General features: G+C 59.8%; 12 protein-coding genes and 1 pseudogene. 4 read left to right on the top strand and 9 right to left on the bottom strand.

The genetic code is table 11. From position 1 onward, the window contains the following. Position 1: 1 nt before the first annotated feature. Positions 2-502 (bottom strand): phosphate-starvation-inducible protein PsiE, encoded by a 501-nt coding sequence (locus ACA064_RS05185; RefSeq protein ID WP_497672415.1) that lies wholly within the window; start codon positions 500-502, stop codon positions 2-4. A gap of 206 nt (positions 503-708) precedes the next feature. Then, positions 709-1,023: a hypothetical protein gene (locus tag ACA064_RS05180; RefSeq protein ID WP_497672414.1), complete on the bottom strand. Its 315-nt coding sequence runs from the start codon at positions 1,021-1,023 to the stop codon at positions 709-711. A gap of 577 nt (positions 1,024-1,600) precedes the next feature. On the opposite strand from ACA064_RS05180, the pseudogene ACA064_RS05175 reads away from it, so the two are divergent. Further along, positions 1,601-1,855 (top strand): annotated as a pseudogene (locus tag ACA064_RS05175) (YebG family protein); the annotation flags it as partial. 198 nt (positions 1,856-2,053) lie between these two features. On the opposite strand, the gene ACA064_RS05170 reads toward ACA064_RS05175, so the two are convergent. The 4 genes from ACA064_RS05170 to ACA064_RS05155 all read right to left on the bottom strand — a co-directional run bounded on the left by ACA064_RS05170 (position 2,054) and on the right by ACA064_RS05155 (position 6,375). Further along, a complete protein-coding gene (locus tag ACA064_RS05170; protein WP_497672413.1) occupies positions 2,054-3,163 on the bottom strand; it encodes a dihydrolipoamide acetyltransferase family protein in 1,110 nt (369 codons plus the stop codon). A 16-nt stretch (positions 3,164-3,179) separates the two neighbouring features. Continuing rightward, on the bottom strand, positions 3,180-4,166 hold the full coding sequence (locus tag ACA064_RS05165) for an alpha-ketoacid dehydrogenase subunit beta (protein ID WP_497672412.1): 987 nt from the start codon (positions 4,164-4,166) through the stop codon (positions 3,180-3,182). Continuing rightward, the gene (gene pdhA, locus ACA064_RS05160; RefSeq protein WP_497672411.1) at positions 4,159-5,256 is read right to left on the bottom strand and encodes a pyruvate dehydrogenase (acetyl-transferring) E1 component subunit alpha; all 1,098 of its coding nucleotides are present in this window, start codon (positions 5,254-5,256) and stop codon (positions 4,159-4,161) included. The genes ACA064_RS05165 and pdhA overlap by 8 nt, the downstream gene beginning before the upstream one ends. Positions 5,257-5,355: 99 nt before the next feature. Beyond that, positions 5,356-6,375 (bottom strand): Leu/Phe/Val dehydrogenase, encoded by a 1,020-nt coding sequence (locus tag ACA064_RS05155; RefSeq protein ID WP_497674173.1) that lies wholly within the window; start codon positions 6,373-6,375, stop codon positions 5,356-5,358. 182 nt (positions 6,376-6,557) lie between these two features. Between ACA064_RS05155 and ACA064_RS05150 the strand changes: the two genes are divergently transcribed. Then, on the top strand, positions 6,558-7,361 hold the full coding sequence (locus ACA064_RS05150) for a SirB1 family protein (protein WP_497672410.1): 804 nt from the start codon (positions 6,558-6,560) through the stop codon (positions 7,359-7,361). Between the two features lie 64 nt (positions 7,362-7,425). Next, entirely contained in the window at positions 7,426-8,253 is an 828-nt protein-coding gene (locus ACA064_RS05145) for a class I SAM-dependent methyltransferase (protein WP_497672409.1), read from the top strand. Positions 8,254-8,476: 223 nt separating this feature from the next. Here the strand turns inward: ACA064_RS05145 and maiA are convergent, their stop codons facing one another. The 3 genes from maiA to hmgA are packed head-to-tail and all read right to left on the bottom strand — an operon-like array spanning position 8,477 to position 11,743. Further along, positions 8,477-9,118: a maleylacetoacetate isomerase gene (gene maiA, locus ACA064_RS05140; protein WP_497672408.1), complete on the bottom strand. Its 642-nt coding sequence runs from the start codon at positions 9,116-9,118 to the stop codon at positions 8,477-8,479. Between the two features lie 12 nt (positions 9,119-9,130). After that, positions 9,131-10,435: a fumarylacetoacetase gene (fahA, locus tag ACA064_RS05135; protein ID WP_497672407.1), complete on the bottom strand. Its 1,305-nt coding sequence runs from the start codon at positions 10,433-10,435 to the stop codon at positions 9,131-9,133. Positions 10,436-10,438: 3 nt separating this feature from the next. Further along, entirely contained in the window at positions 10,439-11,743 is a 1,305-nt protein-coding gene (hmgA, locus tag ACA064_RS05130; protein WP_497672406.1) for a homogentisate 1,2-dioxygenase, read from the bottom strand. A 163-nt stretch (positions 11,744-11,906) separates the two neighbouring features. Between hmgA and ACA064_RS05125 the strand changes: the two genes are divergently transcribed. Continuing rightward, positions 11,907-12,704, top strand: coding sequence for an IclR family transcriptional regulator (locus tag ACA064_RS05125; protein WP_497672405.1), 798 nt, complete (start codon positions 11,907-11,909; stop codon positions 12,702-12,704). Positions 12,705-12,723: the final 19 nt, after the last annotated feature.

Here is a 12,723-nt window from a genome sequence, read left to right as displayed (position 1 = left end):
GTTAAAGCTCGCCCTTTTCCACTTCCAGATACTCAGTCGAACCCGCGGCGCCCTTGCGTTGCGGGCGTTCGACTTTCACCGAAGGGAACTGCGACGAGGCGTAACGCACCACCAGAATCGCAAACGCCAGCAGCAAAATCCCACCGCACAGATAAATAATTCCCAGGTCTGGCGGACTGTGGTGCGAAACGTTGGAAATCAGCAGACGGGTCAGCGCGGTGATCGCCACATAGATCAGGAAGCGCACCGGCATGTGGTTGGTCTTGAAGTAAATGCCAACCATCGCACCCAGCTCGAGGTAGATGAACAACAGCAGAATGTCATCGATCTTGATATGACCCTCTTCAATCATTTGCAGAAATTCCATCACCGCCGCCCAGGCCGTTACCGCACCAATGGCGAACAGCGCCAGGTAGTGGAAGGTCTCGACAAACAGATTGCCCAGGGATTCGGCCACTTCATGGACGTTTTGCCGCAGGTTCTCGGCCCAGTTGATTTTCACGATAGTACTTCCTTAGGTCGGTTCGACCGGATCATGCGGGTTTGACGTGACGGTTGATATACATGCAGAAAAAAGGCCAGAGATTGATAAGTGAGAGGGTGGCGGGTTGGCATGAGGCACTTTCTGGGGTGTATGTCTGACGCTACGCGGACAAGGTCCAATGCCGATCAGTTAACGGAAATCTATCGACTGGTGATTAATTGTGCCTATTTCGAAACCTGCGCCTGTAACCGCCGACCGAGCACATCCAGCAAATCACACCCATCGCGCAGCGCAATGGCACACAGCCGGGCAAAGTCGTGGAGGATCACCGCATCGGTATGAATCTCCTCGCGCATCGCCAGGTTCTCCATCAACTGAGCGACGGCGCGGATACGGTAATCGGCAGCGTCCTGCAGCACATCGAGGGGCGCCTGGGTGTCGACGAGCAGGGTCGGGATATCGCAATCGTTGCTGGTGAGGGGCATGTAGCGATGGGTGGAATCTGTGGCAAAGGGTGGATCGGGGGTAAGTGTTTTCATTTGAGAGCTCCAGTTACGCATGGGAGCTGCCAACGGCCTTCCTACGGGCTTGGGTGGCAGCTATACGCGGGGTAGGAATACCGAGCACTAGAGAGACTCGGCCACGTCGAAACGTGCCCGCGTACAGCCGCCGAAACGGATCTTACGGACGCACGTTAGGCGCCGCAATCAGCATCGACGCGAACGAGTCTCTGGTGCTTAAAGGGTTCCTACACCCTGTCACTGAATTTGCAGTGACACCCAAAGATTATCGATGCAGCCAACCTCCCGCCAGTTCATACAAACCGCCACAACTTGCGGGAAATGTCCGATGACTACGTCCAGAAATGTGACCCATTGTAGGAGCGAGCTTGCTCGCGATGGACTCAAGGACGGCGCGTTCATTCAGAAAAAAAGCGTTATCGTTAACGTCCATCATCGCGAGCAAGCTCGCTCCCACAGGTTGCAGGCAAACCCTAAAACACAGCTACATTGAAAAGCCACTACCCAAAGCGCCGAGATTCGCTTATGCTTTTAGCTGTATAAAAATACAGTAGTCGCAAAAGACAACTTATCGTGAAGGCATGTGAGGTGGTAAATGGCCGTCGAAGTGGTATACCGCAGCAGCCGAGATCTGGAGCGTTTGTTCATGGATAAAGCCGAAGCTGACCGTCATGACAAAATGCTCGAGCTGGCCGAGTTGCTGGCTGAAGTGTTGCAAAAAGCCGTTCCGTCGCTGACCGAGCAGCAAGTGGAAGAAGCCGGGATCTACATGGCGAAAAACCGCGATGTGTTCGCCAAGGCATTCAAGAGCCAACCGGACGCCCTGTCCGAATTGCTTAACGCGCCGGCCGTAGCAGCTGAGCCGGTTGAAGCGCCGGAAGTGACTGAAGCAGCCGAACCGGTTGAAGCGGTTGAAGCGACAGAAACAGCTGAGCCCGTAAAGCCCGCGAAAGCCGCCAAGTCAGTCAAGTCCGCCAAGTAAGCAACTCCCGAATTGAATAGGCCCTGATTCACTGACTCAGGGCCTTTTTCATGCTTGTGGAAAAAGCTAATCCTCAGGTTTTTCCAGCTCCTCGACCAACGCCTTGAAGAACCGCGCCGCCTCGCCGCCATTCACCGCCCGGTGATCGAAGGTCAAGGACAGTGGCAGGATCGGATGCACTACGACCTTGCCGTTCATTGCGACCGGTTCGTCACGAATGGCGCCGGCGGCGAGAATTGCCACTTGTGGTGGCACCACCACCGGGTTGGCGTACCGCCCGAACAAGGTGCCGAAATTGGACAGGGTCAAGGTCGCACCCATCATTTCCTGGGGCGGTATCGAGCGCGCCTGCACGTCGGCGCGCAATCGATTCATGCCCTCTTTGAGGTCTGCCGAGGCACGCTTGCCGACATCGCGCAGCACCGGTACGAACAAACCGTCCGCGGTGTCCACGGCGATGCCCAAGTCGAGTGTCTGGTGCTGCTTGATCGACAGCGACTTGCCGTCGAACGCGCTGTTCAAACCCGGTTCTACCTCACAGGCGGCGGCCATGGCCTTGGCCAGGCGAATCAACGGATCCCGCGCCTGGCCCCAGCGATGCAAGTCGGCATCGCCGAAGATCGTCACCGGCACCACTTCGGCGTGGGACCTGGCCATGTTCAGTGCCATGCTGCGACGCACGCCGCGCAACTTCTCGCCGCCAAATTTTTCGCGTTCGGTCCGGGATGCGCGCTCGACGTCGCTGCGGGTGATCAGGCCATCGGCACCGGAACCGTTCAGCCCGCTCAAGTCGACGCCCAGTTGCCGAGCCAGTTGCCGCACCGCCGGGGTGGCGCGAGTCGCCATATGCTCGCGGGTCGACGGTGCGGCACCGACGAAAAACTGATCGTCCTGGCTGCTACCACCCCCTTCCAGGCGCCCGACCACCGTGCCTGCATCCGCCTCGCCTTCATAACCGAGCAACGGCTCGCCGACGTGCAGGATGTCGCCTGCTGCGCCGTAGGTTTTCGCCACCACCCCGTCATAGGGCGCGGGAATATCCACCAGCGCCTTGGCGGTTTCCACCGAGACCAGCAATTGATCGACCTTGACCGTATCTCCGACCTTGACGTGCCATTTGACGATTTCCGCTTCCTGAAGACCTTCGCCCAGATCGGGCAGTTTGAAAAATTTCATCACTCCCTCCTCGGGCTCAGGCGAAATTCAGAACGCTGTCACAGGCGTGAAGAATGTCTTCAACACCGGGTATATACAGTTGCTCGAGCCGATACAGCGGAGGCGGGATATCCGGTGCAGTGACCCGCAGGATCGGTGCCTGCAATTCCAGCAACGCCCGTTCGTAGAGGCTGGCAGCGATTTCCGCGCCGACACCGCAGGAGCGCGGCGCTTCATGGACGATCACGCACCGGCCGGTCTTGCGCACCGAAGCCTCCAGGGTGTCGAGGTCCAAGGGTTTGATGCAGGCGACGTCGATCACCTCCGCCGACACGCCCTGCCTGGCCAGCGCGTCGGCGGCCTGCAGGGTTTCCGTGACGCTGGCACCCCAGCTGATCAAGGTGATGTCGCGGCCTTCGCGCAAGGTGAAACAGCTATCGAGCGGCAGACGTTTACCGTCATCGATCAGCGGTTGCGGGTTCATTCGGTAGAGTCGGGCCGGTTCCAGAAACACCACCGGATCCGGATCATCAATGGCCGCCAGCAGCAGGCCATAGGCTCGGGCCGGCGACGATGGGATCAGCACTCGCAACCCCGGTATATGCGCGAACAGCGCCTCGGTACTTTCGCTGTGATGCTCGGGCGCTCGAATCCCGGCACCCATAGGACTGCGCAGCACCATCGGACAGGTGATCCGCCCCCGCGTGCGGTTGCGCATGCGGCTGGCGTGGGACACCAGGTGCTCCATGGTGGCGTAGATGAAACCCATGAACTGGATTTCCACCACCGGTTTCAAGCCTTGAGCGGCCATGCCTATCACCAGCCCGCCGAGCATGGTTTCGGCCAGCGGCGTGTCGATTACCCGCTTGAAGCCGAAGGTGTCCCGTAGCCCCAGGGTGGCGCGAAACACCCCACCATTCACGCCGACGTCTTCACCGAGGACGATGACATTTTCGTCTTCGCGCATGGCTCGATGCAGAGCCAGATTCACCGCCTCCAGCAGGCTGACTTTGCCATTACTCATGAGCCGAACCTCCCGCGCGTCGGGCAACCCGTTCGAGAAACCATTCGCGCTGTTCAGCCAGGGCCGCCGGCCATTGAGCATAGATGTAGTCCATCAACGCTTCGGGCGGTTGATTGCCGGCCGCGTCGAAGTTATCCACTGCGCATTGCACCAGCCCCTGGCACTCGGCAATCAGCGCCTGCTCGCGACCTTCGTCCCAGATGCCCTGCCCGACCATGAAGGTTTGCAGGCGCTTGATCGGTTCTTCAAGCCAGGCGTGCTTGACCTCCTCGGCGGGACGATAGCGCGTGGCATCGTCTGCGGTGGTGTGATCGCCGAGGCGATAACTCACGCATTCCAGCAACACCGGGCCCTTGCCATGACGCGCCCGCTCCAGGGCGATTTGCACACGGTCATAGACTGCGAGAATGTCATTGCCGTCGACCTGTTCGCCGTGGAACCCGGCACCAATCGCTTTCTGCGCCAGGGTCGGCGCGCCGCACTGAATCCGCCGCGGCACCGAGATCGCCCACTGGTTGTTGTTGATCACGAACACCACCGGCAACTGCCAGGCGCCCGCCACGTTAAGCGCCTCGAGAAAATCGCCTTTGCTGGTACCGCCGTCACCGCAGGTGGTCACCACCACCCGGTGTTCGCCACGAATTTTGAACGCGCTGGCGACACCGCAGGCATGCAGCGCCTGGGTCGCAATCGGTACACAGATCGGAAAGTCCTGAGCCACCGCCGGCTCGGCAAAATTGCTGCCACGTTCGTCACCGCCCCAGTACAGGAGGATTTCTTCCATCCGCACTCCGCGCATCAACTGCACGGCAGTGTCGCGGTAATACGGCACCAGCACATCTTCGGCGTGCATCAGGCTGCCGAGCGCCACGCCGATCGCCTCCTGGCCGAGGGTCGGCGCGTAGGTACCGATGCGCCCGGTGCGTTGCAGAGCGACGGCTTTGTGATCGAACAGGCGAGTCAACACCATCTGCCGGTAGAGGCGCGTCAGCAGGTTGAAATCATCCGCCCAGGCAGGCAGCTCACCGAGCAATTGACCATCGGGGGATAAATAACGGGTGTAGGGAAGATCGACCTTGTTATGAGGCATGGCACAGCTCCTCGCACGCCGGATAAGCGTGAAGCTGATAAGCCCGGCGCTCGTGACGCTGGGCTGTGGAGCAAGTTGGCCAGGGTCGGGCCTTTGCTCCTAGGGGTACAGCAGACGCTCCGCCAACTCGTCCGCCACCCGCGCCGGGGAGCGTTTTTCGGCCTGGGCATGAGCGAAAACTTCGGTCAGCCGCGCGCCGATTTTCGACAGGTGCGCGGTAATCACCGGCAACTCCTCGCCGTGATGTTTCAACGAAACGTAAATCAGCCCGCCGGAATTGATCACGTAATCCGGCGCATACAGAATTCCGCGACTCTCCAGTTGATCGGCGACTTGCAGGTTGGTCAGTTGATTGTTCGCCGAACCGGCTACCGCCGCGCAGCGCAATTGGGCGGCGCTGTGGCTGTTAAGCACGCCGCCCAGGCCACAAGGCGCGAGAATGTCGCAGGGAGTGCTGAGCAGTGATTCGTTGGCAATCGGATGGGCACCGAGTTGCTCCATGGCCAATTGCACTTTGCCGGGGTCGATGTCGCTGACCAGCAACTCGGCACCGGCGGCATGCAACTGTTCGGCAAGCGCGAAACCGACATTGCCCAGACCCTGAACGGCAATCCGCAAGCCCTCGAGGTTATTGATGCCCAGGCGGGCGATGGCGGTGGCGCGGATTCCGGCGAATACACCCATGGCGGCATGCGGCGAAGGGTCGCCCGCTGCAGTGGTGCTGGTGACATGTTGGGTTTGTTGGGCGATGCAATCCATATCGGCAACCGAGGTGCCGCTGTCGATGGCGGTGATATAGCGACCGTCGAGTTGTTCGACGCAGCGACCGAAGGCTTCAAACAATGCGGAACGGCTTTCGACATGAGGCGGACGCATGATCACCGCTACGCCGCCGCCCTGGGGCAGTCCGGCCAAGGCAGCCTTGTAACTCATCCCCTGAGCCAGGCGCATGGCATCCGCCACGGCACTTTCGTCGTCGGGGTAGGCAAGGTATCGACAACCGCCAAGGGCAGGTCCCAGGCGACTGCAATGAATAGCAATCACCGCCTTCAAACCGGTCACTGGGTCAACACTCAGGTGCAGCGATTCAAGGCGGGTGCTTTGCATGAGAGCAAACATCATCGGGCTCCCGAATCAAGCTTCTAGTCGCCAGTATAGGCTTGTGGCGAAAGATTGCAGAAACGCACAGGAATAAGCCGAGGCGGCTTTCACGCTTTAGGAAATAACCTGCAACCTCATGTGTATAGCACTGGACGAAAGCCGGAGACGGGGCTAAAACGAGGCAGTGACCGGAGATTTTAATGACCCCGCGCCAAGCGTTTTTCGCCTGTCTGCAACGCTCCCCGCCAGCGCTCTTTGAAGCGGCGGTGTGGATAGCTGTCGAGCATGATCCGGCGGTAGAACCAGCGGCGCTGTTGCACAAATTCAAGGAGCTGGAACAACGGGTCAGCTGCGGCTTACCCCTGCTGCCGGTGAGCGAACTCGGGCAACCCCTGCTGCGCCGGATGAATGACCTGAGGTTTGCCCAGGATGACGCCACCCCGCTACGGCCCCAGGCCGCATTGGTCAATAAAGTCCTGGAACGCAAACGCGGACAGCCGCTGGCTTTGGGATTGATCGCCCTCGAGTTGGCCAGGCGCCTGGAGATACCGCTGGTCGGGGTCAACTTCCCTGGGCATTTTCTACTGCGCGTGCCGGGCGCCGATCATCTGCTCGACCCTTGTGGTGGGCGGCGCCTGTACCCCAATGACTGCCGCGACCTGCTGCAACGCCAATATGGCCAGAACATGAAGCTCAGCGCCGAGCATTTGCTCAGCGCAGAGCCGGTGCAGATGCTGCAGCGCCTGTCACGCAACCTGCGCCAACTGCACCTGGCCAACGACGATAACCTCGGCGCCTTGATCGACGCCGAGCGCGTGCTGGAACTGGGCAACGCCAGCGCCTCCGACTACCTGGCCCGCGCCAGCCTCTACCAACGACTCGATTGCCCGAATGCCGAACGCTTCGACCTGGAGCATGCGTTGTTGCTCAGTGAGGATCCGATCCAGCGGTTGCGGCTGACCGAACGGCTGGGGCATTTGCCGCCGAATTCGATTGTGCATTGAGTAGCGTTTCGTCGCCCTTCCCGCTTTTCCGTACACTGCCTGTCCACCCATGGATGAGGCTGTCATGAACGTTCCTTCCCCCGCTGAACGGTTTCTGCAGGATTTTCACCAACGTCGGCCCGGGACAACCAGTGCTGCATTTGCCCATCTCAGCACCTCGGGTAAGGTGGTCTCCTCGTACGCAACGCTGGCATCGCTCATTCCCACTTCAAGCGCGACGCTGACAGTGTTGGATCTCGCCTGCGGTAACGGACACTTGCTGGCATTGCTGGCGAACCGACAACAACCGGCATTGCAATTGATCGGCGTGGACATGAGCCAGGCCGAACTGGACGTAGCGCGCTCGATCCTGCCTGACAATGTGCTCCTGCTGAAAGAACGGGCTCAGGCACTATCGACGGCAACAGGCAGTGTTGATTTTGTTCTCTCCCATCTGGCCCTGATGCTGATGGATGACCTGGAACAAGTCCTGATCGAGATCCGCCGCGTTCTGCGCGATGACGGGAAGCTGGCAGTGATCGTGGGACGAGGTTTCTTGTTGGGAGAGGTCGGTACTTTGTATCTGGATGCTTTTCGAGCCATCGCCCAGCAAGATGCGCTGGCGCATTTGCCAATGGGCGATCCACGCACACGAACCCAGGCGGGATGGCTCGAGTTGCTGAATGCAAGTTTTACCTGTGTGGAGTTTGAAGATATGGATGTCGAGTGGTATCCGCAATTCGACGAGCTTTGGGCATCACTGAGTGATACCTACGATGTGGATCGGCTAACGTCCGCCGCCCAAGCCCGGTTGAAGGAACGTCTCAGAACTTCTACCAATCATCTGCAACGGGAAGACGGCTCCATTCCTACCGGATGGGGGCTGCGCCTGATCCAGGCCAGCGTCTCCTGATTGTATTTCACACCTGTAAACGATGTCTGCGGTTTAAAACGTAAAGGAGTTCCCGGTTTGAACCCGGGCAAGCCCTAATGCCAGTCAGTTAAGCAAAAGGTACGCCCCTGTAGGAGCGAGCTTGCTCGCGATGAACGTTAACGATAACGCGTGTTTTCTGAATAAACGCGCTGCCCTTGAGTCCATCGCGAGCAAGCTCGCTCCTACAGGGATCAGTGTCCGCTCAAGTTGCTGGAGTATCCGGTTGCTGTGCCGGATGCGCCTTGAAAAACGCCGGATGCTGGGCCGCCAATGCTGCCACCCGGCGAATCCGCGGGTAGCTTTCAAGGGAGATATTGAACCGCTCGGCCGCATACAGCTGCGGGATCAGGTAAACCTCCGCCAATCCCGGCTCATCGCCGAAGCAGTAACCCTGGTTGCCGATCAAGTGTTCGACCGCCGCCAGCCCCTGGGTGATCCAGTGGCTGATCCACTGCACCACCTGGACCTCGTCGTGGCCCCATTGGCGCAGCAGGTTGAGCACGCTGACGTTGTGCAGCGGATGAATGTCGCAACCGATCAATGCCGCCACCCCACGTTCGTGAGCGCGGGTCGCCAAGTCTTTGGACAGCAGCGGCGGCTGTGGATAACGCTCTTCGAGGTACTCGATGATCGCCGGTGACTGGATCAGCAAATCGCCTTCATCGGTGCGCAAGGCCGGCACACGGCCCTGGGGGTTGATGCCCAGGTATGTGGACTGCCGATGCTCGCCGCCCTGGGGGGCGATCAGGTTGATCGGCAGTGCCTGGTAATCCAGGCCTTTGAGCGCCAGCGCAATGCGCACCCGATAGGAAGAGGTCGAGCGGTAGTAAGTATAGAGTTCCATGGCTCGAACCCCTTAACGTGCCGGGAGGATTTTGCCGCGGCATTCGCCGAAGCCGATGGAGGCAACACCGTCTGCGTTGCAACGAGCACGCAGGATGATTTCGTCGCCATCTTCGAGGAATTTGCGCACCTCGCCCGACGCCAGTTCGATCGGCTTTTTACCGCCCTCGGTGATTTCCAGCAGGCTGCCGAACTGACCATTCTCAGGCCCCGAGAGAGTGCCCGATCCGAACAGGTCACCGGCCTGCAACTGGCAGCCGTTGACGCTGTGGTGCGCGACCAACTGCGCTACGGTCCAGTACATGTGTTTGGTGTTGCTCAAGGTCAGACGATGGGCCGGCAGGTTCTGCTCACGCATCGACTCGGTCAGCAGCAGCACTTCCAGTTCGATGTCGAAGGCACCGCCAGCCTGATCGCGCTTGTCGAACAGGTACGGCAACGGTTGTGGATCACCTTCCGGGCGAGCCGGCTGGGCACGGCGGAATGGCTCCAGCGCTTCGGCGGTCACCACCCACGGCGAAATGCTGGTGATAAAACTTTTCGACAGAAACGGACCCAGCGGCTGGTATTCCCACGCCTGGATATCCCGTGCCGACCAGTCGTTGAGCAAGCAAAAACCGGCGATGTGTTCGGCGGCATCACCAATGGCGATCGAGTCGCCCAGGTCATTGCCCTGACCGATCCAGATACCCAGTTCCAGCTCATAATCCAGGCGCGCGCACGGGCCGAAAGTCGGCTCGGACTGGCCGGCCGGCAGGGTCTGGCCTTTTGGTCGACGCACATCAGTACCGGACGGACGAATAGTCGATGCGCGGCCGTGGTAGCCGATCGGTACGTATTTGTAGTTCGGCAGCAGCGGGTTGTCGGGACGAAACAGCTTGCCGACGTTTTGCGCGTGCTCGATGCCAACGTAGAAATCGGTGTAGTCGTTGATCTTTGCCGGCAGGTGCATTTGGCAGTTCGCCGCCAGCGGCAGCAATTTCGCGCCCTGGGCTTCGATCTTGCCATGCAGGGTGCTGCCTTCGGCGAACAGCTCCAGCAGACGTTCGCGCAACGCGACCCGGGCACCGCGACCCAGATCGAAAAATGCATTCAATTGGCCGCCGCGGGTGGTTTCGACCGCCGTGCGTGCGGCACCGTCAAACAGACCGGCATCCAGCGCCGCCTCCAGGTCGAAGATGTGCTCACCAATTGCCACGCCGCTGCGCGGGGCACCGCCCTTGATGCTGAACACACCCAGCGGCAGATTCTGCAGCGGGAAGTCGGCGTGGTCGTTGGCGGAGGCAACCCAGCTACGAGTAATGGTTGGCTGATTCATCGGTTATCTCCGGTTCGGATTGAAAGTAGCGGGCAACGAGGCCCAGCAAGCATCATAGTTGTTCTGCAACTGCGGGCAGTCGAGAGCGAAACGGCTCGGGCGCAGCACCTGGCTGGTCTCGAACATGAAGGCCATAGTGTTGTCGATCTTGCTCGGTGAAAGCTCGGCGGCAATTGCCTTGGTGCAGGTTTCGCCATCCGGTCCGTGGGCGCTCATGCAGCTGTGCAAGGACGCGCCGCCCGGCAGGAAACCCTCGGCCTTGGCGTCGTAGGTGCCTTGGATCAGGCCCATGAATTCGTTCATCAAATTGCGATGGAACCAGGGTGGACGGAAGGTGTTTTCGGCCACCATCCAGCGTGGCGGGAAGATCACGAAGTCGAGGTTGGCCAGACCATGGACGCTGGTAGGCGACGTAAGGACGGTGAAAATCGACGGATCGGGATGGTCAAAGCTGACCGTGCCGATGGTGTTGAAACGCCGCAGGTCATACTTGTATGGCACGTTGTTGCCGTGCCAGGCGACCACATTCAGCGGCGAATGATCGAGTTCGCAGCCCCAGAGTTCGCCGAGAAATTTCTGCACCAGGGTGGTCGGCTGCTTGAGGTCTTCGTAATGGGCGACCGGGGTCAGGAAATCCCGAGCGTTGGCCAAGCCGTTGCTGCCGATCGGCCCCAGGTCCGGCAGGCGCAGCGGCGCACCATGGTTCTCGGCGATGTAACCGCGAGCCTGGGCATCGAGCAACTCGACGCGAAACTTCAGACCGCGAGGCAGTACGGCGATTTCCAGCGGTTCCAGTTCCAGTACGCCCAGTTCAGTGACGATGCGCAGACGGCCCTGTTCCGGCACCAGTAGCAATTCGCCGTCGGCATTGAAGAACACCCGCTCCATGGAACGGTTGGCGCGGTAGTTATAGATGCTGATCCCGGCCGGTTTTTGCGCCGTCGAGTTGGCGGCCATGTTCACCAGACCGTCAATGAAATCGGTCGGCTCGCAAGGAATATCCAGTGGATTCCAGCGCAGGCGATTGGGCGTCACCTCACCCAGCGAGCCACCGGCCAGCTGCCGATCGAGCTTCACAAAAGCCGGATGATTGGCCGATGGTTGTATGCGATACATCCAGGTGCGACGCGCTTCGCTGCGGACCATGGTAAAGGCGGTGCCGGAGAACAGCTCGGTATAAAGGCCGTAGGGCGCTTTTTGCGGGGAGTTCTGGCCGACGGGCAATGCACCGGGTAGCGCTTCACTGCTGAATTCATTGCCGAAGCCTGACTGATAGGCCAGCGCGGGCGTCGAGGAATCGAGGGTCATGGAGCCTCCTGAAAATGGAGTAGGCAGTGGGCCGCATCTCCAACAAGATGCCTCGGCACGCTGCATTATTTTTATCGTAATCCAATTACGCATAACGTAATTTGATTGAGATTGACCGTCAAGCTATAAAGACGCCCATTCGTCTCGGGATCACACCGCCTCTATGGAAAAGCCGCGCAGCACCAGCGACAGCAACGGGAAACAGAAAGTCCGCTCGGCCGAGGTCGGCACCGATATCCTCAAGGCCCTGGCGCAACTGTCACCCTCGACTTCCTTGTCACGCCTGGCCGAACACGTGCAGATGCCGGCGAGCAAGGTTCATCGCTATTTGCAGGCACTGATTGCCAGCGGCTTTGCCGAACAGAACAGCGCCACCAACCATTACGGGCTGGGCCGGGAAGCCTTGCGTGTGGGTCTGGCCGCTCTAGCCAGTATGGACGTGCTGAAAGTCGCCGCCCTGCCACTAGCCGAGTTGCGCGACGAGCTGAACGAAACCTGCTTCCTTGCGGTATGGGGTAACCAGGGCGCGACCGTGGTGCACATCGAGCCGGCCGTGCGGGCGGTGACGGTGGTCACTCAATTGGGATCGGTATTGCCATTGCTCAGTTCATCGACCGGATTGGTGTTCAGCGCGTTCCTGCCTGACCGCGAAACAGTCGAGTTGCGAGAACAGGAGTTGAAGGCAAGCGACAACCATCTGCTGGCCGATGACCAGGCTTACGCGGCGCTCTGCGAACAGATTCGTGCGCGCGGTCTGCATCATGTCCATGGCTTGCTGATGCCAGGTGTGGACGCCTTGTCGGCACCGGTATTCAACGCGGTCGGGAACGTGGCGGCGGTGCTCACGGTGGTAGGCCCGACTTCGTTGTTTCATGCCGATGAACATGGCCCGGCCGCGCAACGCTTGTTGGCAGCGACCCGAGCAGTGAGTTGGCGGATGGGGTATGAGCCGACTATTTGACGCAAATGGCAGCACGTTA

This window comes from Pseudomonas sp. LBUM1658 (assembly GCF_059716055.1).
The sequence above is the reverse complement of the archived record's forward strand: the minus strand, read 5'-3'. Positions and strand labels throughout refer to the sequence as shown.

What these genes read in the sequence shown, in the direction of transcription:
- ACA064_RS05180 (WP_497672414.1), bottom strand. Translation starts at nt 1,023, where the DNA reads ATGAAAACACTTACCCCCGATCCACCCTTTGCCACAGATTCCACCCAT.
- ACA064_RS05170 (WP_497672413.1), bottom strand. Translation starts at nt 3,163, where the DNA reads ATGAAATTTTTCAAACTGCCCGATCTGGGCGAAGGTCTTCAGGAAGCG.
- ACA064_RS05165 (WP_497672412.1), bottom strand. Translation starts at nt 4,166, where the DNA reads ATGAGTAATGGCAAAGTCAGCCTGCTGGAGGCGGTGAATCTGGCTCTG.
- pdhA (WP_497672411.1), bottom strand. Translation starts at nt 5,256, where the DNA reads ATGCCTCATAACAAGGTCGATCTTCCCTACACCCGTTATTTATCCCCC.
- ACA064_RS05155 (WP_497674173.1), bottom strand. Translation starts at nt 6,375, where the DNA reads ATGTTTGCTCTCATGCAAAGCACCCGCCTTGAATCGCTGCACCTGAGT.
- ACA064_RS05150 (WP_497672410.1), top strand. Translation starts at nt 6,558, where the DNA reads ATGACCCCGCGCCAAGCGTTTTTCGCCTGTCTGCAACGCTCCCCGCCA.
- ACA064_RS05145 (WP_497672409.1), top strand. Translation starts at nt 7,426, where the DNA reads ATGAACGTTCCTTCCCCCGCTGAACGGTTTCTGCAGGATTTTCACCAA.
- maiA (WP_497672408.1), bottom strand. Translation starts at nt 9,118, where the DNA reads ATGGAACTCTATACTTACTACCGCTCGACCTCTTCCTATCGGGTGCGC.
- fahA (WP_497672407.1), bottom strand. Translation starts at nt 10,435, where the DNA reads ATGAATCAGCCAACCATTACTCGTAGCTGGGTTGCCTCCGCCAACGAC.
- hmgA (WP_497672406.1), bottom strand. Translation starts at nt 11,743, where the DNA reads ATGACCCTCGATTCCTCGACGCCCGCGCTGGCCTATCAGTCAGGCTTC.
- ACA064_RS05125 (WP_497672405.1), top strand. Translation starts at nt 11,907, where the DNA reads ATGGAAAAGCCGCGCAGCACCAGCGACAGCAACGGGAAACAGAAAGTC.